This window comes from Luteimonas salinilitoris (genome assembly GCF_041300785.1).
Classification (GTDB): domain Bacteria; phylum Pseudomonadota; class Gammaproteobacteria; order Xanthomonadales; family Xanthomonadaceae; genus Luteimonas; species Luteimonas salinilitoris.
Window position 1 is genome coordinate 13,936 of sequence record NZ_JBFWIB010000017.1, and the last position, 19,204, is coordinate 33,139.

20 protein-coding genes are annotated in these 19,204 nt (G+C 69.1%); 11 read left to right on the plus strand and 9 right to left on the minus strand.

Annotated elements, in window-relative coordinates; all coding sequences use genetic code 11:
* Positions 1-54: 54 nt before the first annotated feature.
* The 5 genes from AB5T46_RS17875 (at position 55) to AB5T46_RS17895 (ending at position 4,123) form a co-directional block, all read left to right on the plus strand.
* Positions 55-528, plus strand: coding sequence for a VOC family protein (locus AB5T46_RS17875; protein WP_370565431.1), 474 nt, complete (start codon positions 55-57; stop codon positions 526-528).
* A 12-nt stretch (positions 529-540) separates the two neighbouring features.
* Positions 541-972: a VOC family protein gene (locus AB5T46_RS17880; RefSeq protein WP_370565432.1), complete on the plus strand. Its 432-nt coding sequence runs from the start codon at positions 541-543 to the stop codon at positions 970-972.
* 621 nt (positions 973-1,593) lie between these two features.
* A complete protein-coding gene (locus AB5T46_RS17885; protein WP_370565433.1) occupies positions 1,594-2,577 on the plus strand; it encodes an aldo/keto reductase in 984 nt (327 codons plus the stop codon).
* Positions 2,574-2,831, plus strand: a complete 258-nt coding sequence (locus AB5T46_RS17890) for a hypothetical protein (RefSeq protein ID WP_370565435.1) — start codon at positions 2,574-2,576, stop codon at positions 2,829-2,831. Before AB5T46_RS17885 ends, AB5T46_RS17890 begins: the two co-directional genes overlap by 4 nt.
* Positions 2,828-4,123 (plus strand): NTP/NDP exchange transporter, encoded by a 1,296-nt coding sequence (locus tag AB5T46_RS17895; RefSeq protein WP_370565436.1) that lies wholly within the window; start codon positions 2,828-2,830, stop codon positions 4,121-4,123. The genes AB5T46_RS17890 and AB5T46_RS17895 overlap by 4 nt, the downstream gene beginning before the upstream one ends.
* A gap of 143 nt (positions 4,124-4,266) precedes the next feature.
* On the opposite strand, the gene AB5T46_RS17900 is transcribed toward AB5T46_RS17895, so the two are convergent.
* Positions 4,267-5,073, minus strand: a complete 807-nt coding sequence (locus AB5T46_RS17900; RefSeq protein ID WP_370565437.1) for a type 1 glutamine amidotransferase domain-containing protein — start codon at positions 5,071-5,073, stop codon at positions 4,267-4,269.
* A gap of 222 nt (positions 5,074-5,295) precedes the next feature.
* On the opposite strand from AB5T46_RS17900, the gene AB5T46_RS17905 reads away from it, so the two are divergent.
* Positions 5,296-5,511: a DUF6289 family protein gene (locus tag AB5T46_RS17905; protein ID WP_370565438.1), complete on the plus strand. Its 216-nt coding sequence runs from the start codon at positions 5,296-5,298 to the stop codon at positions 5,509-5,511.
* Positions 5,512-5,623: 112 nt separating this feature from the next.
* Here AB5T46_RS17905 and AB5T46_RS17910 read toward each other — a convergent pair whose 3' ends face one another.
* Positions 5,624-7,276 carry a sulfatase-like hydrolase/transferase gene (locus AB5T46_RS17910; protein ID WP_370565439.1) on the minus strand — a complete coding sequence of 551 codons (1,653 nt, stop codon included), beginning with the start codon at positions 7,274-7,276 and terminating at the stop codon, positions 5,624-5,626.
* Positions 7,277-7,476: 200 nt separating this feature from the next.
* Here AB5T46_RS17910 and AB5T46_RS17915 point away from each other — a divergent pair, with 200 nt between their 5' ends.
* Positions 7,477-8,415 (plus strand): bifunctional helix-turn-helix transcriptional regulator/GNAT family N-acetyltransferase, encoded by a 939-nt coding sequence (locus AB5T46_RS17915; RefSeq protein ID WP_370565441.1) that lies wholly within the window; start codon positions 7,477-7,479, stop codon positions 8,413-8,415.
* A gap of 151 nt (positions 8,416-8,566) precedes the next feature.
* On the opposite strand, the gene AB5T46_RS17920 is transcribed toward AB5T46_RS17915, so the two are convergent.
* The 4 genes from AB5T46_RS17920 to AB5T46_RS17935 form a co-directional block, all read right to left on the minus strand.
* Positions 8,567-9,460 (minus strand): cyclase family protein, encoded by an 894-nt coding sequence (locus AB5T46_RS17920; RefSeq protein ID WP_370565443.1) that lies wholly within the window; start codon positions 9,458-9,460, stop codon positions 8,567-8,569.
* Positions 9,461-9,488: 28 nt separating this feature from the next.
* Positions 9,489-10,103, minus strand: coding sequence for a glutathione S-transferase family protein (locus AB5T46_RS17925; RefSeq protein ID WP_370565495.1), 615 nt, complete (start codon positions 10,101-10,103; stop codon positions 9,489-9,491).
* Between the two features lie 178 nt (positions 10,104-10,281).
* Entirely contained in the window at positions 10,282-11,199 is a 918-nt protein-coding gene (locus AB5T46_RS17930) for a DMT family transporter (RefSeq protein ID WP_370565444.1), read from the minus strand.
* Positions 11,180-11,551, minus strand: coding sequence for a cupin domain-containing protein (locus AB5T46_RS17935; protein ID WP_370565446.1), 372 nt, complete (start codon positions 11,549-11,551; stop codon positions 11,180-11,182). The genes AB5T46_RS17930 and AB5T46_RS17935 overlap by 20 nt, the downstream gene beginning before the upstream one ends.
* Before the next feature lie 101 nt (positions 11,552-11,652).
* Here AB5T46_RS17935 and AB5T46_RS17940 point away from each other — a divergent pair, with 101 nt between their 5' ends.
* The 4 genes from AB5T46_RS17940 to AB5T46_RS17955 all read left to right on the plus strand — a co-directional run bounded on the left by AB5T46_RS17940 (position 11,653) and on the right by AB5T46_RS17955 (position 15,176).
* Positions 11,653-12,537, plus strand: coding sequence for a LysR substrate-binding domain-containing protein (locus tag AB5T46_RS17940; protein ID WP_370565447.1), 885 nt, complete (start codon positions 11,653-11,655; stop codon positions 12,535-12,537).
* 94 nt (positions 12,538-12,631) lie between these two features.
* Positions 12,632-12,859, plus strand: coding sequence for an RNA-binding S4 domain-containing protein (locus AB5T46_RS17945; protein ID WP_370565448.1), 228 nt, complete (start codon positions 12,632-12,634; stop codon positions 12,857-12,859).
* Positions 12,856-13,413, plus strand: a complete 558-nt coding sequence (locus tag AB5T46_RS17950) for a LemA family protein (protein ID WP_370565449.1) — start codon at positions 12,856-12,858, stop codon at positions 13,411-13,413. The genes AB5T46_RS17945 and AB5T46_RS17950 overlap by 4 nt, the downstream gene beginning before the upstream one ends.
* Positions 13,410-15,176 carry a DUF2207 domain-containing protein gene (locus tag AB5T46_RS17955; protein WP_370565450.1) on the plus strand — a complete coding sequence of 589 codons (1,767 nt, stop codon included), beginning with the start codon at positions 13,410-13,412 and terminating at the stop codon, positions 15,174-15,176. The genes AB5T46_RS17950 and AB5T46_RS17955 overlap by 4 nt, the downstream gene beginning before the upstream one ends.
* A 184-nt stretch (positions 15,177-15,360) precedes the next feature.
* Here the strand turns inward: AB5T46_RS17955 and AB5T46_RS17960 are convergent, their stop codons facing one another.
* Genes AB5T46_RS17960 through fabF form a run of 3 tightly spaced genes read right to left on the minus strand, consistent with a single transcriptional unit; the run spans position 15,361 to position 19,171 of the window.
* The gene (locus tag AB5T46_RS17960; protein ID WP_370565451.1) at positions 15,361-16,041 is read right to left on the minus strand and encodes an exonuclease domain-containing protein; all 681 of its coding nucleotides are present in this window, start codon (positions 16,039-16,041) and stop codon (positions 15,361-15,363) included.
* Positions 16,038-17,876, minus strand: coding sequence for a DUF294 nucleotidyltransferase-like domain-containing protein (locus AB5T46_RS17965; RefSeq protein WP_370565452.1), 1,839 nt, complete (start codon positions 17,874-17,876; stop codon positions 16,038-16,040). Before AB5T46_RS17965 ends, AB5T46_RS17960 begins: the two co-directional genes overlap by 4 nt.
* A gap of 53 nt (positions 17,877-17,929) precedes the next feature.
* Positions 17,930-19,171: a beta-ketoacyl-ACP synthase II gene (gene fabF, locus AB5T46_RS17970; RefSeq protein WP_370565453.1), complete on the minus strand. Its 1,242-nt coding sequence runs from the start codon at positions 19,169-19,171 to the stop codon at positions 17,930-17,932.
* Positions 19,172-19,204 lie beyond the last annotated feature (33 nt).

Sequence of the window (19,204 nt, forward strand, 5' to 3'; positions counted from 1 at the left end):
CTTGCCCCCTCGCGGCGCTAGCCTGTGGTCCGATCCCGAATCAGGAACCGCGATATGTCCGTCGATCCGATCCCCCACGACCGCCTGTGCGCCGTCCCGCACCTGGTGGTCGAAGACGCCGATGCCGCCATCGCCTTCTACCGCGAGGCCTTCGGCGCCGTCGAGACCATGCGCCTGGTCGAGCCAGGCGGCAAGATCGCGCATGCCGAAGTCCGCATCGGTACGGCGCCGGTGATGCTGGCCGAACCCTATCCCGAACTGGGATTCGTCGGGCCCCGTGCGCTCGCCGGCACCGCGGTCAGTTTCACGCTGTACGTCGACGACGTCGATGCGCGCTTCGACCGGGCCGTGGCCGCCGGCGCCAGCGTCCGCCAAGCGGTGCGCGACGAGTTTTACGGCGACCGCTGCGGCCAGTTGAGCGACCCGTTCGGCCATCTCTGGACGCTGGCCACGCGGATCGAGGACGTCTCCGCCGAGGAGATGGCACGCCGCTTCGCCCGATGCTTCCCTTCCCCCGACAACGCCTGACGGAGACCGGACATGTCCCATGCCGCCGACACCACCGCCACCGTGATCCCCTGCCTGCGCTATCGCGACGCGCTGCGGATGATCGACTGGCTCTGCGCCGCCTTCGGCTTCGAGAAGCACGCCGTCTACGCCGACGGCGACACCGTCCACCACGCTCAGCTGACCTTCGGCAACGGCATGATCATGCTCGGCTCCGCCGACAGCGCCAGCGAATGGGGCCGGCTGATCGCCCAGCCCGACCAGATCGGGCAGCGCGAGACGCAGAGCCCGTGCGTGATCGTTTGCGATGTCGACGCGCACTACGCGCAGGCCAAGGCCGCCGGCGCCGCGATCGTGCAGGACATCGCCGACCAGGACTACGGCGGCCGCGGCTATTCCTGCCGCGATCCGGAAGGTCACCTGTGGTGGTTCGGCAGCTACGATCCCTGGAACGCCGCAGACTGAAGATGCATTTCTCTTCTCCCTTTGGGAGGAAGGCGTGCTGCTTGCGAGGTATTGGCTCGCGCGCCCTGAACGCCCCTTGCGCCATGCACAAGGACCGGGGCGCGGGCGCTCCACCGCACGCGCGCCGGTGGCGCGCAAGCCGTGCGGCCTCGCCCCGGAGGGAGAGGGGCCTCACGGCGCTTCGTGAGCAACGGCACTGCGCCGTCACGCGCACTTAGCCGAGCATCGGGTATTGAGCAGGTGGCCCGGCCACCTGCACGCGAGCTGTGCGGCCGACGCACAGCCGCTCGTCGAACGACGCGCTAGGCGACGTCGGCTGCGGGTGCCAGCATGGCCGGTGTCTTCACGTCGAGCTTCGCGATGACGCCGGAATTCGGATACCCGTTCGCTCCGCAACAGTGGTTGTCCCGGGACAGCATCGCCTCGCAGGCCGTTTCCGTCGGGTCGATGCTGCAACGTCAGGCGGTTGTCACGCCACCAATGACATGCTTTTATCGATCGGTTGATTGCCGTTTCCTGTTCGAAGTCCAGACGTCGACATCGCCCATACTTACATTTGCATCGCCGCGCAGCCGTCGAACGGGCGACATGCCAACTTCCGCCAATGCAGAGGAGTTCACCATGACTTCACGCCGCGATTTCCTGACTTCCGCTTCGCTCGCCACGGCCGGATTGGCATTGGCGCCACTCGCCGCCTGCAGCCGCGAAACGCCGACGCCGGCAACCGCACCTGCGCCGACGACACCCACGACGCCACCGACCGCGCCCGCCCCTGCCGAGGGTCCGTTGATGACCCGCGCGATCCCGGCGACCGGCGAGCAGGTCCCGGTGATCGGCGCCGGCACCTCCGGCAGCTACGAGGTGCCGCTGGGCTCGGGCGAGTTCGAGACGCTGAAGGAAACCATCCGCACGTTCTTCGAGGGCGGCGGCAGCGTATTCGATACCTCGCCCAACTACGCCAACGCCGAGGACGTGCTCGGCGCGCTGCTCGACGAGGGCGGCTGGCGTGACCAGTGCTTCCTGGCCACCAAGCTCGCAGCCGACGACCGCGCGGCGATGGAGGCGCAGTGGGCCGACTCACTGCGCCGGCTGCGTACCGACAGGGTCGAGCTGCTGCAGGTCCACAACCTGCGCGAATGGCAGACCGCCCTGCCCTACGCGCGCGAGCTGAAGGAGCGGGGCCTGACGAAGTACGTCGGTCTTACCCACTACGTCGAGCGCAGTCATGCCGAACTGGAGCGCATCATGCGCGCCGAGAAGCCCGACTTCATCCAGATCAACTATTCGGTCAGCGCGCCGCAGGCCGCCGAGTCGCTGTTGCCGGCTGCGCAGGAGCTCGGCGTTGCGGTGCTGATCAACCGCGCCTTCGACGACGGCAAGCTGTTCGCGCAGGTCGAGGACAAGCCGCTGCCGGACTGGGCCGAAGAAGCCGGCGTGACCTCGTGGGCACAGATGTTCCTGAAGTTCGCGATCAGCCACCCGGCGGTCACCGCGGTGATCCCGGCGACCGGCAAGCCTCACCACCAGGCCGACAATCTCAAGGCCGGCACCGGCGCGCTGCTGAGCGAGGCGCAGCAGGCCGAACTGATCAAGATGTTCGCGTGAACGGATTGGCCGACGTGTCCGGGCATTGGCCACCGTCGCTCGTGTTCCCCGCGAAGAACAAAATGGATCCCGGCTTGACCAGCCATTCGGCTGTTGAAAGCCGCCGGGATGACGATGCGGGCCTGGTTGACGGTGCGGGCCTGGTTGGCGACGCGGTATCGGATGGCGGCGCGGGTCGGCGTGACGGCACGGGTGTCGGACGACGCGCGGCGGTTCGCGGCGGGCTGGGCATCGGACAGGGTCCGGCGGCATGACCGGACGGCTCGGCCGTTGGCTGTCGCGCGCGTTCGATGTCGAACGCGAGGAGGCCGGCACGGTCGTCGCCGGCTTCGCGATGTTCTTCCTGCTGTTCGCCGGCTATTTCATGCTGCGGCCGGTGCGCGAGACGATGGGCATCGCCGGCGGCGTCGAGAACCTGCAGTGGCTGTTCACCGGCACCTTCCTCGTCACGCTGGCAGCGATGCCGCTGTTCGGCTGGATCGCCGGCCGGGTGCAGCGCCGGCGCATCCTGTACTGGGTGTACGGCTTCTTCGCGACCAACCTGGTCGCGTTCGGGATCTCGTTCCTGTCCGATCCGGGCAACGTGTGGATCGCGCGCGCGTTCTACATCTGGATCTCGGTGTTCAACATGATCGCGATCTCGGTGGCCTGGAGCGTGCTGGTCGACGTGTTCGCGATCGGGCAGGCCAAGCGCCTGTTCGCGCTGATGGCCGCGGGTGCCAGCCTCGGCGGGCTCACCGGGCCGCTGCTCGGCGTGTTCCTGGTCGGGCCGATCGGGCATGCCGGCCTGATCTTCCTGTCGGCCACGCTGCTGGTCGCTTCGGCACTGGCGGCGCGCATGGTGCAGCGCTGGCGCGAGCGGCACCCGCTGACGCCGGCGGAAACCACGCAGCGCCAGCGACCGCTCGGCGGCAGCCCGTTCGCCGGCGCGATCGAGGTGTTCCGGTCGCCCTACCTGCTCGGCATCGCCGTGTTCGTGTTGTTGCTGGCCAGCGTGACCACTTTCCTGTACTTCGAGCAGGCGCGGCTGGTCGAAGCGCGCTTCCCCGATCCCACCGACCAGACCCGGGTCTTCGGCATCATCGACACCATCGTGCAGACACTGGCGATCCTGTCGCAGCTGTTCCTCACCGGCCGCATCGCCAGGAAGCTCGGCGTCGGCGTGCTGCTGGTGGCGGTGCCGCTGGTCGTCGCGGCCGGCTTCCTGTGGCTGGCGTTCGCGCCCACGTTTGCGGTGCTGGCGATCGTGATGGTCGCGCGCCGCGCCGGCGAGTACGCGTTCGTGCGCCCGGGCCGGGAAATGCTCTACACCGCCGTGCCCGCCGAGGCCAAGTACAAGGCCAAGAACTTCAACGACACCGTGGTCTACCGCGGCGCGGACGCGGTCAGCGCCTGGGTCAAGGCCGGCATCGACATGGTCGCGCAGCAGCCGATGATCGCGATGCTGATCGGCTCGGCGATCGCCCTGGTCTGGGGGTTCACCGGCGGCTCGCTGGCGCGGGCGCAGCGGCGGATCGAGACCGCGGCGGCCGCAGAGAACGCCTGACGGAACGGCGCTCGGACCGCCTGGTTGGCGTCGGATCTCGGCCATTTGCGCTCTCATCTCGGAGATTCTCGACAGCCGAATGGCTGGTCGAGCCGAGATCCCGCACCACGTCTCGACCTCGCCTCGTTGTCTTCCCGTTTCGGTTATCGAGGGGGAACGCCTTCCGCCGCCAACGTTCTCAGAAGATCGACCATCTCCTTGGCGACAAGCGCCGACGACGGCAGGAACATCGTCGTCACCAGTCGTTGGTCGACGACCACGTCGTGTTTGTCCGGCAGATCCTCCTTGGTGAGGAAGATCGCGCCGCTGCGCCGCAGCCCGTCCTCGACGAGGAACGGCAGCAATGTCCCCTGCTTCGACCATTTGCTGGTCGCTTCGCTGGAGTTCGGAAACCCGGTCACCCGCTTCCCCTCGACCAGGTGCTCACCTCCATTGAGCTTCACATTGGCAAGAACGCCGGGGCCGTGTCCGCACCCGCCCACGACGCCGCCGTTCTCGTAGATCTCGGCGACCGCCGCCAACAGCTTCGGCTCGACCGCAACGTCGAACAGCGGCCCTGCGCCGCCTCCGATGAAGACCCCTGCATACCTGCTTGCATCGACCTCGACCGGTGTCATCGACCGGTCCACCTTTTCGCGGAAGCCCTCGTGCTTCAGGGTGTAGCTGATCATCCCGGGCGGATCGGTTTCATCCACATCGAGCGAGAAAGGCACGCGCCCGCCCGTGGGCGAGGCAAAATCCACTTCATAGCCGTGCATGAGAAAGACGTGGTACGGGGGAGCGACTTCCCAGAGATTGTTCTTGGCCTCTCCGTCACCCATGTCGGCGCCATTGGAAAGCAGGATCAGGATCCTGCCGCGGCCTTCGGCCGCGCGGCAGTCGGGATGCGCGAATGCAGCCAGACCGAACGTCAGCACCACGAGAGCCATGAACCGGAATCGGACGGGCATTTCGCTTTCCTGCCTTGGAGAGGTGGAACCGAGTGTCCGCGACACGGCGCCGAATCGCCTGTGCCAGAAGGCTATGGCGCCGGCGTGAATGGGGGCTTCGGACCCCGGGCAGCGGAGCGAACTCCGTTCCACGAAGGCGCTGCGAATTGTTGGTGTCGCGATGCGCAATCGGATTCGGCATACTCGCCGTCACAGGGGGCCACGTATCGAGTGAGGTGGACCATGAAACGTCTGAGACTCGCGGCCGGACTCTGCCTGTTGGCCCTCTTGATGGCCAATATCGCCTCCGCCGGACCGAAGGCCGGCTGGTATCGCGCCTATTACGACGAAGCCGGCGTCCAGGTGGGCGCCCGGGGGTGGGACTGCGACCTGCAATCGATCGCCTGGGGCGTCGTCACCGAGCGCCACTACACCACCAACATCTGCCTGATGGAGTAGGCCGTCAACGGAGACTGCGGCGGCGCGGCACTGGCGCTGCAAGAGCCGAGGATTTGCTTCGAAGCATCAGGCCCGATCGGGGTCGGCGGAGAAGGTGTTTTGCCGGACCTCCTCAGTCGACCCGGAACGGTCGGGTCGTCCTCGGCTCGACGGTCTCGTTGTCGTGGTCGTTGTAGGTCAGGAACTTCCTGTGCAGCCTGGCGACGGTGTCGCGGTATTCCGGCAGGTCGATCAGGTTCTTTTCCTGGCCCAGGTCGGTCTCGAGGTCGTACAGCTCCCTCGCGCCTTCCTTGTTGTCGACCACGAGCACCAGGCTTCCCTCGCGGATCGCGCCTTCATAGGCGTTGCCGCCCTGGTACAGGGCGAACTCGCGCAGGGGCCCGCTCTCCGCCTGCCTGCCCGTGAGAACCGGCAACAACGACACGCTGTCCATCGCCTGGTCGTCCTGCACGTCCTGTCGGGTGAGCTCGTACATGGTCGCCACCCAGTCCTGTCCCATGATCAGCTGGTCGGAGACGGTATCGGGCGGAATCACCGAACCGGCCTCGGTGCCGTCGCCCCACTTCGCGATGAAGGGAACGCGATGGCCGCCTTCGTAGACGGAGGCCTTGTAGTCGCGCAGCGGGCCGTTGTTGTCGTGCGCCGGATCGCCGTAGTGCGTGATGCGCGGCCACAGCGCGCCGTTGTCGCTGGTGAAGAAGATCAGGGTGTCGTCCGCGATCCCTTCTTCCTCCAGCTTCGCCATGATCTTGCCGACCTGCAGGTCGAGCTCGTACAGCACGTCGGAGGTCATGGCCCCGGTCTTGCCGTACACCTGCTCGTCGACGGTGCTCGGGTCGCCGTCGTAGTCGAACGGCGGCGAATGCGGGACATGGATCGCCTGCGACGCGAAATAGACCAGGAACGGATGGTCCTTGCCGCTCGCCTCGTTCTCTTCCACGTGACGGTCGATGAAATCGACGGCGGCATTGGTCAACCGGATGCCCGCCTGGCTCGAGTCGTAGTCGACGTCGCCCCGCGCCGGCACCTTCGCCGCCTCGACGATTTCCGACAGGCCGTTGTCGCTCACCCGATAGAAGCCATCGGTCAGCAGGCGGGTGCTGGAGTTGTCGGCGGGGTTGTCCGGATCGACCGGAACGAACTTGCCGTTCTCGAAATAGGCGTAGGGCTCGTGCTGGATGCCGCTGGCCAGCCCGAGCCAGTAGTCGAAGCCATGCTCGTCGAGGCCGTCGCCGAACCCGCGGCTGTAGTCCATGGTGTTCAGCTTGTTCTTTTCGCGGATCAGTTCGCCGTTGCCGTCGTAGACGTCGCCGCCCAGGTGCATCTTGCCGAAGAACGCGGTGCGGTAGCCGGCGTTCTGCAGGATCTCGCCGACGGTGATGTGGCGACCGGCCCTGGTGCGGTCGCCGTTGTGGCTGAAACCCGAACTGGTGTCGACGTCCCAGCTCCCGCCGGCCCGGCCGTTCCGGTAGGGATGGCTGCCGGTGAGCAGGCTGAAGCGCGAGGGCGCGCACAGGGCGGCGGGGGAATGCGCATCGGTGAAGCGCATGCCCTGCCGGGCCAGGCGGTCGAGGTTCGGGGTCGGCACCTTGCCGCCGTACACGCCCAGGTCCCCGAAGCCGACGTCGTCGGCCAGGATGAAGACGACGTTGGGCGCCTTGCGCCCGGCCGGCGCGTCAGCGACCGGCTGGGCGTGGACACCCACCAGCAACAGGATCGACAGCAGGACCGCCGCCCCGGCGATCGCCCCGGCATTCCTCCGCACGCGGCCTCTTCCGGGCCCCGGTGCCGCCCGCTGCGCTGTTTGGTTTCGCATCATCCCTCCCGGGACTGAAAACGTTTTCATACCAGTTTTTTTAGAGTACGCATGCTCTTCCGCGACAGTCAACACGTCGCTTGCCTGCGTGCACCCTATTTGTTGACTTAGTCAACTATCTGGCGGATGCTCGGACCGAGGTGATCGCCATGTCGCTGGACCCAACCACCGCACAGATCGCGGCCGTGCGCGGCTTCAACCGCTACTACACACAGCGCATCGGCGTGCTGCAGGAGCGCCTGCTCGACAGTCCCCACTCGCTGACCGAAGTGCGCCTGCTGTACGAACTGGCGCACCGCCCCGGCGCGAGCGCGTTCGAGCTGGCGACCGACCTCGGGCTCGACCGCGGCTATCTCAGCCGCATGCTCAAGCGCTTCGAGTCCCGCGGCCTGATCGCCAGGACGAAGTCCACCACCGACGGCCGCCGCCATCATCTGCGACTGATGCCGGCCGGCCGGCGCACCTTCGCACTGCTCGACCGTCGCTCGGCCGGACAGGTCGCGACCCTGCTGGGCGCCTTGGACCCGGACCGGCGTGAGGGCGTGCTGGCGGCGATGCGCACCATCCACGACAGCCTGGAAGGCATCACCTCGGCCTCCGCGGAAGTCGTCCTGCGCAGCCACCGCCCCGGCGACATCGGCTGGGTGGTGCAGCGCCACGGCGAACTGTACTGCCGCGAATACGGATGGGACGAGCGCTTCGAGACGCTGGTTGCCGACATCGCCGTGCGCTTCGTGCGGAAGTTCGATCCGCGGCGCGAGCGCTGCTGGATCGCAGAGCGCGATGGCGAACGCCTCGGCTGCGTTTTTCTGGTCGCCGAGAACCGCGCCGAAGCCAGGCTGCGGATGCTGCTGGTGGAACCGCACGCGCGCGGCCTCGGACTGGGCCGGCGCCTGGTGGGCGAATGCGTGCATTTCGCGCATGCGGCCGGCTATCGCCGCATCGTGCTGTGGACCCAGTCCAACCTGCATGCCGCCCGCCACCTCTACGCCGAAGCCGGCTTCCGCAAGACCGCCGAGACGCCGCACGACGACTTCGGCGAAGGCCTGATCGCGGAAACCTGGACGCTCGACCTCGCCACCCCGTAGAGCGGAGCTTGCTCCGCTGCTCTCCATTTCCTGCTCCGCTGCTCCGCCGGCCCCGGCAAACGCGCGAAGGGGCCGGTCGCGTGGTTTGCAAAGGCTTGCCAGCGTGGCAGAGCCGGGCTTCGGGGGAGAAGGCAGCGGAGCAAGCTCCGCTCTACGATCGCAGGGTCGCGATCGCGCGCACGGGGAAGGTGCCGACGCCGGCGAAGCGCGGCGGCAGCGCGCTGAAGCGGAAACCCTCGTCCGGCAGCGCCGCCAGATTGCACAGGTGTTCGACGATCGGAATCCCGTCGCCGAGCAGGATCGTGTGCGCCGGCCGCGCACGTCCGCGGGTATCGTCGATGTTCATCGAATCGATACCGACCAGGCGCACGCCGCAGTCGCGCAGGTATTGCGCCGCATCCTCGGTGAGGAACGGGTGTTCGACGGCATAGGCCGGATCGGTCCAGTACCGGCCCCAGCCGGTATGCACCAGCACCGCGCGGCCGCGCAACTCGCGTCCACGGAGGTGGCCGGCGTCGATCGCCCGCAGCTCGCGATGGTCGGCGCGCACCACGATCGCCTCCAGATCGGCGAAGGCGTCGGCCGGCATCTGCGCCAGGTCCTTGCCATCCGGATAGCGGTGGAACGGACTGTCGACGTAGGTGCCGGTGTTGGCGACCATCTCGATGGAAGCGATCTGGAATTCGGTGCCGGACACGTAGTGCTCGCGCGAACGTTCGCGGCTGAGGAAATCGCAGATGTGCGGCGCCGGCATGCCCGGACAGGTGATCGTGCCGTCGGCGATCACGTGGCTGAGCTCGACGATCGCGCGCGACTGCCCGCCTGCCGGTCGGTTGCGCTTGTGCGCCTCGACGATGATCCGCTTGTGGAGGATCCGCGTCGGCCCGACCATCAGCAGGCGCAGGTCGCGCACGATGTAGTCGACCAGCGCGGCATCGTCGATGTCGTCGCCGTCGATGTCGAGACGAAAGCCCTGCCCCTGGATGCCGCCGCCGTTGGTGAACTCGATCTCGAAATCGAACTCCACGCGATGCTGTGCCGTCATGCCATGCCTGCTCCTGTTCAACTAAGTGTCATTCATTGCCACTACCGTTCATGGCGACATGGCCTGGCTGCCGGCCGACTCGTTCCAGCCAACCCGTCACCGCGGGAAAACGGCCCAGGTCGAACCCGCCTTCATGCGCGACATGCGTGTAGGCGTACAGCGCGATGTCGGCGATCGTGTAGCGTCCGCCCACGAAGAACTCGCGCCCGGACAGGTGCGTTTCCATGACCGCGAGCGCTGCGTATCCGGGTGCGGTCTTCGCCTGCAGCGCGGCCTCGTGCGTCTGCGGCCGCCCCAGATAGCGGACGATATAGCGCGCAACGGCGAGATTGGGCTCGTGGCTGTACTGTTCGAAGAACAGCCACTGCAGGACCTGCGCCCGCGGCAGGCGTTCACCGGGCAGCAGGTGCGTACCGTCGGCCAGGTAGGCCAGGATGGCATTGGATTCCGGCAGATGGATGCCTTCTTCGATTTCCAGCAGGGGAATCCTGCCGCCGGGATTCCTGGCGAGAAACTCCGGCGTACGGGTCTGCCCCGCAAGAATGTCGACGTGCACCCATTCGTACGGAAGATCGAGCAGCGCCAGCAGCAACCTGACCTTGTAGCAGTTTCCGGAAAGCGCGTCGCCGTAGACCTTGAACATTTCGCACCACCAATGGGTTCCCCAGGCCACACCCGGCGTGGCTGCGCTCACCGTCGCCACAGCGCAGGCCGGATCCAGTTGCTGTTGCATCCGAATGGTCCCGTCCGCGATCTGCATCGCGGCGTCTACCACGCGATGCGGTGTCCGTCGCGCCGCTCGTGACTGCGCTTCGCCACGCTCATCTCGCCTTCCGCTGGCTCAGGGCCACGCTGCCCAGGATCAGGACGCCGGCCACCGCCATCGACCAGGTCAGCGGTTCGCCGAGCAGCATCCAGGCCCAGGCGACACCGAACAGCGGCACCAGGTACGTCACGCCGACCGCGCGTGCGCTGCCGATACGCTGGATCAGCCGATAGAACATCACGAAGGCGACGCCGGTACAGAGCACGCCCAGTGCCGCCGCCGACAGCCATGAGGCGACGGGAATCGCCTGCCGCGGCCATTGCGCGATCGCCAGCGGCAGGATCAGCAACGCGGCGCACGACAGCGTGGCCGCCGCCACCGCGGCCGGCGGCAACCCGGTCAGCTGCCGGCGCACCATGTTCGCGCCGATGCCGTACAGGAACGCCGCCAGCGTGCCGGCGGCGACCGCCCAGCCGATGCTGGCACCGGCGGTCTTGCCGGCCGCCAGCACCAGCACGCCGGCGAAACCCGCCACCAGCGCGGCCGCGCTGCGGGTGCCGATGCGCTCGCCGAAGAACAGGAAACCGACCAGTACGGTGAACAGCACCGCCATGCTGTTGGTGATCGCGCCGATGCCCGCGGGCGCATGGCGCGCCGCCCAGGCGAACAGCACGAACGGCAGCGCGGAATTGATCGCGCCGATCAATGCCAGCTTCGGCCACATCGCCCGCGGAAACGATCCGCGCGCGCGCCACAGGAACGGCAGCAGTACCAGCGCGCCGAGGCCGAGCCGCATCTCCACCAGCGGCACCGCGCCGAAGTCGGGCGCGGCAACGCGCATGAACAGGAACGAGGCGCCCCAGATCGCGCCCAGCAGCGACAGCTCCAGCGGCGTGAGCCAGTCGCTGGCGACCCGGCTGCGCGCAGCGGGCGCGGCGCCGGTGGCCAGCGCGTTACAAGAGTCGTGCCGCATACGATATTTCCTCGGGACGGGGCGGTCGCGGATCGATCACGAGCAGCGTGCCGTGGCTGCCGGCGGCGACCCCGTGCACGGTGCCGGCCGGCACCAGGAAGAGTCCGCCGGCTTCCACGGCCACGGGGCGGCCCTCGACTTCGAGCAGCATGCGTCCGTCGAGCACCAGCAGCGCCTCGTCATGGTCGTGGGATTCGTGGGGATAGGCCTGCGCGTCCATCCGCAGCACCTTCAGGCGCGCCCCGGCGACGGCGGCGAACGCGGTGGATGCCCAGGGCCGCGGCAGGCCGGCCGCGATGTCGGGCAGTACGTACGGTGTCGCGGCCGTTTCCGGCCTGGGCTGGATCATCATTGCGGCGGTTCCGGCAGTCGTCTGGCTTGCATTGTCGGCTTTGCCAAAACAGGCGCAAGCGCGTACTTTCCGTGGCAGGCACAAACCATACTTGTGGCTCGATGAAGACCAGGACGGACTGGCTGCCGGCCCTGGCGGCCTTCGAATCGGCGGCCCGGCACCAGAACTTCGCCCATGCCGCCGAGGAACTGCATCTGACCGCGAGCGCGGTCAGCCATCACGTGCGCAAGCTGGAGGCGCGGCTGGGCATCGCGCTGTTCCAGCGTCACGCGCGCGGGGTGTCGCTGACCACCGAGGGCCGCCAGCTGGCCGACGCGGCCGGCAGCGCGCTCACCGACATCGACAGCGTGGTGCACGACCTGCACAGCCGTCGCGACGATCGCCGGCTGGTGCGCCTGACCACCCTGCACTCGTTCACCAACAGCTGGCTGACGCCACGGCTGCCGGCATTCGCTGCCGCGCATCCCGACATCCGCCTGCACATCGATACCGAGATCGCGCTGACCCGGTTCGACGACGGCGGCCCCGACCTCGGCATCCGCCACGGCCCCGGCCACTGGCAGGGGCTGGTGGCGCTGCGCCTGATGGGCGAGACCATGTTTCCGGTCGCCGCCGCCGGCCTGCCCGGCATCGACCGGATCGGCTCCGCCGCCGACATCGCCACGCTGCCGCTGATCGCCGACAACACGCGCCAGGGCTGGCACGACTGGTTCCGGCATGCCGGCTTCCATGGCGTGCAGGTGGATCCGCGCTACGTCTTCAGCGACAGCACCGCCGTGCTGGAAGCCGCGGCGCAGGGGCTCGGCATCGGACTGGCGCGCCAGCGCATCGTCGCACCGTGGCTGGCGTCCGGGCGCCTGCTGCAGTTGCCGGGGCCCGAGCTTGCGGGACGCTTCGCCTACTACGTCGTCCATCCCGCGCATCGCCGCCTGCGGCCGGCGGCGCAGGCCTTCGTCGACTGGCTGCTGTCTCAACCGCCCGGATAAGCCGGGCCGGCCCGGCGGATGCGCTCCGGATGGGTGCTCACGCGCAGCGTCCGACTGCGCTAGTCTCGTCCGCACCCATCCCGCCAGGTCCGCCATGCCCCGTCTCGATTTCCAGCTCGACCGCAGCCACATCGAGCTCAACCAGCTGCTGAAACTGGCCGGCGTCTGCGACAGCGGCGGCGCCGGCAAGGCGCTGGTCGCCGCCGGCAAGGTCCGCGTCGACGGCGCGGTGGAGCGGCGCAAGACCTGCAAGATCCGCGCCGACCAGGTGGTCGTGGCCGGCGATGCCGAGATCCACGTGCAGGCGGAAGATTCGCCGTGACCCTGGCCGCGGTGCTCGTCGCACTGGCGCTGGCCGTGCTGGCCTGGGCGGTGTTCGCCTACAACCGGCTGGTGCGGCTGCGCAACCAGGTGCGTACCGCCTGGGCCGATATCGACGTGCAGCTGATCCGCCGCCACGACCTGGTGCCGCAGCTGGTATCGGCGGTGCGCGCCTATGCCGGCCACGAGGCGGCGGTACTCGAGGCGGTGACGGAGTTGCGCGCGCAGGCGCTGACCCAGACCGCGCCGGCCAGGCTCGGTGAACTGGAGGCGGCGCTGGAACAGGGCATCGGCCGCCTGCTGGTGCTGAAGGAGGCCTACCCCGAGCTCAAGGCCAACGAGAACTTCTCGCAGCTGCAGCGCGACCTGGTGGACGTGGAACAACATCTGCAATATGCACGGCGCTTCTACAACGGCGCGGTCCGCGACTACAACGACGCCACCCAGCGCGTCCCCGACCTGGCGATCGCGCGCGGCTTCGGGTTCGCGCCTGCGGAGTTCTTCCAGACCGGCGCGGACGAACGCGCCGCGCCGGCGGTGGAGCTGTCGCGATGACCAGGCTGCTGACGCTGCTGGCATTGATCGCGGCGTTCGCCTGCGCCATGCCGCTGGCCGCGCAGGACACGGAAGCGGCGTCGGCCCCCGGCGAGCGCATCCTCGCCTACGACAGCGAGGTCGAGGTCCACGAAGACGGCGGCATGGAGATCACCGAGCGCATCCGCGTGCGCGCCGAAGGCAACGACATCCGCCGCGGCATCTATCGCGACTTCCCCACCCGCTATCGCGACCGCGCCGGCAACCGGGTGGTGGTGGACTTCGAGGTGCTCGATGTGCTGCGCGACGGCACGCCGGAGCCCTGGTTCACCGAGCGCCGCGCCAACGGCGTGCGCGTCAACACCGGCAACGACGACTTCCTGCCGGTGCCGGCCGTCTACACCTACACGTTGCGCTACCGCACCTCGCGCCAGCTCGGGTTCTTCGACGATCACGACGAGCTGTACTGGAACGCGATCGGCCACGGCTGGGCGTTCACGATCGACACCGGCAGCGTCGAGGTGCGCTTGCCGCAGCCGGTCGCGGAAGCGGACATGACCATCGCCGGCTACACCGGCCCGCAGGGCGCGCGCGGCCAGGACGTCCGCGGCACGCTGCCGGCGCCGGGCGTGGCGCGCTGGGAGCTGACGCGCCCGCTGGCGCCGAACGAAGGCATGACCATCGTGCTGGAGTTCCCCAAGGGCATCGTGGCCGCGCCGTCGCGCGCGCAACGGCTGCTGTGGCTGCTCAACGACAATCGCGGCCTGCTGCTGGGACTGGCCGGCCTGTTGGCGCTGCTGGCGTACTGCATCGTGCGCTGGCGCAGGATCGGGCGCGACCCGGCCGCCGGCACGATCATCGTCCGCTACGAACCACCCACCGGCTACTCGCCCGCGGGCCTGCGCTACATGAAGCGCATGCGCCATGACAGCCGCGCATTCACCGCCGACCTGCTGGCCTGCGCGGTGGACGGCGCGGTGGTGATCCATCGCGACAAGGGGCTGCTGAGCGACAGCTGGCGCGTCGAGCGCGTCGCCGATCTCGAGCAGGCCGCCGCTCCCGAGCGCACCGCCCTGTTGCAACAGCTGCTGCCGCGCGCCGGCGCCTCGCTGGAGATGCGCAACAGCAACGCGAGCACCTTCCAGGCGGCGATGCGCAAGCATGCGACCCTGCTGAAGAAACGCTTCCAGCCGGCGATGTTCGAACACAACGGCGGCAGCATCGCGATCGCGGCGCTGATCATGGGAGTGTCGCTGGCGCTGGCGTTCGCGCTCGGCGTCGGCACCGGGTCGGGCGTGCTGCTGCTGATCCCGGTGGCCGCGGCGATGCTGGTCACCGTGATCGTGTTCGCCATCGTGATCGCAGCGCCAACCATGGAAGGCCGGCGCCTGCTGGACGAGATCGAAGGCTTCCGCCGCTATCTCAAGGTCGCCGAGCAGCAGGACCTGGAGCGGCTGCAGGCCCCCGGCGAAGCGGAACCCCGACTGGATGCGGCCCGCTTCGAGCGCCTGCTGCCGTACGCTGTCGCGCTGGACGTGGAGGACGCCTGGACGAAGAAGTTCACCCTGGCCGTCGGCGCCGCGGCCGCCGCCGCGACCACCGCGTCGATCGCCTGGTACCGCGGCGGCGGCGTCAGCGACCTCGGCAGCCTGACCAAGGCGGTCGGCAGCAGCCTGAGCTCGCAGATCGCCTCCTCGTCGACACCGCCAGGCAGTTCCTCCGGCGGCGGTGGCGGCGGCTTCTCGGGCGGCGGCGGCGGTGGTGGCGGTGGCGGCGGACGCTGACCGCCCGTCACGCACCCGGGCCGCCGCACCGCGCGTGGGCGACCATCTGCAACGATGCGCTATCGGCTCGTAGAGCGGAGCTTGCTCCGCTGCGCCTCGCCCGCCGCCTGCACCGCGAACAGCAGCCGAGCAAGCTCGGCTCTACAGGGGTGCCGCCGGGTCGCTGGCGGCGGACACCGTGCCTTCAGCCGGACGTGACATCCCCCAGCCGCACGTCGTCGAAGCCGCCGAACTCGGCGACCTGCGCCAGGAACAGTTCCGCGCAGGCCAGCGCATCGGACAGGGCGTCGTGTTCGCGGTAGGCCGGCAGGCCGCGGCGCGCACGGCAGGCGGCGAGCGTCAGTCCGCCGGGCCCGGGCCGCTCGCCCCGGACCTCGCACAGGCGCGCCTCCAGCGCCAGCGTGCAGACCCGCGGCGACAGGAAGGGCACGCCGTGGCGGCGGCGCAGGATCGCGTCGAGAAACCCGGATTCGATCCCGCTGCCGTGCGCCAGCAGCACGCGCCCGGTGAGCGCCGGCAGCAGCAGGTCGAGCAGTGCCCGCTCGTCACCGCCCTCGCCCAGGTCCACGTCGCGCAGGCCGTGGATGGTGGCGCTGTCGCCGACGCCGGCATCGCCTTCCGGCCGCAACCAGGTTTCGCCGGCCCCGGCCAGGCGCAACACGCCACCGTGCAGTCGCAGCCAGCCGGCGCTGACGACCGTATCGTGCGCCGGCCGCAGGCCGGTGGTCTCGAAATCCAGCGCCAGCAGGTCGACATCGGACAGGCGCGTGCGCGCGTGCGGCAGCGCCACCGACAACAGCGCGTGCAGCGGCGAATCCGGCGCGACCCGCTCGCGCCACCAGCGCCGGCGCAGCGCGCGGATCATGCGCGGGTGCCGAATTCGCCGGCGAGCAGCGACTGCGCATCGCGCACCGCGATGAAGGCATCGCGCAGCGCGCGGCGTTCGCCGGCGTCCAGCCGTTCCGGCGCGATCCAGTTGTCGGCCGCCTCGCCGGCGCGCAACTGGCGCAGCTGATGACGCATGCGCAGCCGCGTGAACACCCGCAACGCCTCGGCGAGCACCCGCGCGTCGCCGGCGGCGATCCGGCCGGCCCGCGCCAGCGCCTGCAGCCGGTCCTCGGTGCCCGGCGTTGCGATCCCGTGCCGCAACGCGCGCACACGCACCAGTTCCACCAGCGGCAGAAGGCCCGCGCGCTTGATGTTGAGGCGGTCGCGGTGGGCCCCGTCCGACTCCACCACGAAGCGCCGGAACGTGCCCAGCGGCACCGCGTGATCCAGCACCTGGCGGGCGAGAATGCCCAGGAACAGCCCGCGGTTGCCCCGCAGCCCGGCCAGGCCGTCCTGCAGCGCGTCGCCGAGATCGCGGTCGCCGGCCAGCTGGCGCAGGTCGAAGAAGATCGAGGCGTTGAGCAGCGCCTCCGGCTCCGGCGCCCGCATCCAGTCGCCGAAGCGCTGCAGCCAGCCGTCCACGGTCAGCCGCCATTTCGGGTTCTGCGCCATGATGCCGCCGTCGCAGAAGCGCTGTCCGCAGGCGTCGAGGCCGGCGCAGACCGTTTCGGAAAGCGCGCGGAAGTACGGCGTGTCCGCGTCGCAGCCATCGGGCAGGATCAGGCCGTTGTCCTGATCGCTGTGCAGGGTCTGCTCGCCGCGCGCCTGCGAACCGAACGCCAGCCACGCGAACGGCCCCGGCGGCGGGCCGAGTTCGGCGCGGGCGAGCGCCAGCAGGCGCCGCGTCACCGCATCGTTGATCGCGGTCAGCACCCGCGGCAGCCCGGCGCCGTCGGCACCGGCCGACAGCAGGCGCGCGCACAGCTCCGGCAGCCGCGCCAGCGTGCGGGTGAGCGCTTCCAGGTCCGGGGCCAGCCCGACTTCGCGGATCAGGTACAGCGGATGCTCGGTCTGCAGCGCCAGCAGGTCGCGGCTGCTGACCACGCCGATCACGCGGCCGTCCTCCAACACCGGCAGGTGATGCACGCCGTGGTCGAGCATCAGCAGCAGCGCATCGAACGCGTTGCGCCCGGCATCGAGCGCATGCGGGCGTGCGACCATGATCTCCGACACCGGACGCGAGGGATCCAGGTCCTCGGCCAGCACCTTGTTGCGCAGGTCGCGGTCGGTGAGGATGCCCTGCAGCCGCTCCGGCGTGCCGACCAGCAGCGAGGAGATGCGCATCCGCGCCATCTGCCTGGCCGCGGCGCGAATGGTGGTATCGGCGGGCACGATTGCTGCTGGCTTCGAGGCGATCCCCGCCAGCGGCGCGGCGAACAGCGCGTTGTCCTGCGGCGGCCTGGCGGCCAACGTCAGGCGCTCTTCCAGGGTGCGCACGAAGTACCGGTCGAACTCGGGATATTCGCGCCGCAGGGCGTGGAAGTCCTGCGCCGGCAGCCACCAGATCAGCGCGTCCTCGATCAGGGTGTAGCGGAACCGGGTGGGATTGCCAGTCAGCAGCGACACGAAGGCGAAGCAGTCGCCTTCCTCCAGCCGCAGCACCAGCCGTCCCTGCGGGTCGGCCACCTCGACCGCGCCCTTGCGGATCAGCGGCAGCGCGTCATTGCGGGCGTCGTGGTCCAGCAACACCTCGCCGCGGCGGCGGTACACCGCCTCGATGCGCGAGGCCGCCTGCCGCAGCGCCTGTTCCGGCAACGCCGAGAACGGCGACTGGGCACCCAGGAACTCGAGGACGTCGACGGGGACGGTCATTTCCGGTCGAGCTTAACAGGCGCGCCAGGCAGTCCTTGCCGCGGCGGCAAAGGTTACCCGGCGCGTCTGAAGATCAGCGTGCCGTTAGTGCCGCCGAAGCCGAACGAGTTCGACATCACCACGTCGACCTTCGCCTCGCGCGCCGTGTGCGGGACGTAGTCGAGGTCGCAGCCTTCCGACGGGTTGTCGAGGTTGATGGTCGGCGGCAGCACGCCGGTGTGCAGCGCCATGATCGAGAACACCGCCTCCACGCCGCCGGCGGCGCCGAGCAGGTGCCCGGTCATCGACTTGGTCGAACTGACCGCGGTCTTGTAGGCATGGTCGCCGAGCGCGGTCTTCACCGCCATGGTCTCGGCCAGGTCGCCGGCCGGGGTCGAGGTGCCGTGGGCGTTGATGTAGCCGATGCGCTCGACGTCGATGCCGGCATCGCCGATCGCGTGACGCATGCAGCGTGCGGCGCCGTCGCCGTTCTCGCTCGGCGCGGTCATGTGGAAGGCGTCGCCGCTCATGCCGAACCCGGTCAGTTCGGCGTAGATGCGCGCGCCGCGCGCCTTGGCGCGCTCGTACTCCTCCAGCACCAGGATGCCGGCACCGTCACCCATCACGAAGCCGTCGCGGCCGACGTCCCATGGGCGCGAGGCCTTTCCAGGTTCGTCGTTGCCGGTCGAAAGCGCCTTCATCGCGCAGAAGCCGCCGAGCGAGGTCGGCGTGGTCGCGTATTCCGCGCCGCCCGCGATCATCGCGTCGGCGTCGCCGTACTGGATCATGCGCATCGCCAGGCCGATGTTGTGGGTGGCCGTGGTGCAGGCCGTCACCGCGGCGATGTTCGGGCCCTTGGCGCCGGTCATGATCGAGACCTGGCCGGCGATCATGTTGATGATGGTGCTGGGCACGTAGAACGGCGAGACCTTGCGCGGTCCGCCGTCGTGGTACTTGATGGTGGTTTCCTCGATGCCCTTCAGGCCGCCGATGCCGGCGCCGATCGCCACGCCGATGCGGTCGGCCTCGGCCTCGGGAATCTCCAGGCCCGCGTCCCGGATCGCCATCAGCGACGCGGCGACGCCGTAGTGCACGAAGGGATCCATCTTCTTGACGTCCTTCGGCGCGATCCACGCGGTGGGATCGAAATCCTTCACCTCGCCGGCGATCCGCGTCGCGAACGCGGACGCGTCGAAATGGGTGATCGGCCCGATGCCGGAACGGCCGTTGACGATCCCGTCCCAACTCGATGCCAGATCGTTGCCGAGCGGCGACAGGATGCCCAGACCGGTGATGGCCACGCGTCGCTTGGACATTGAACTACTCCTCATTCGGTTCGTTGCGCACGC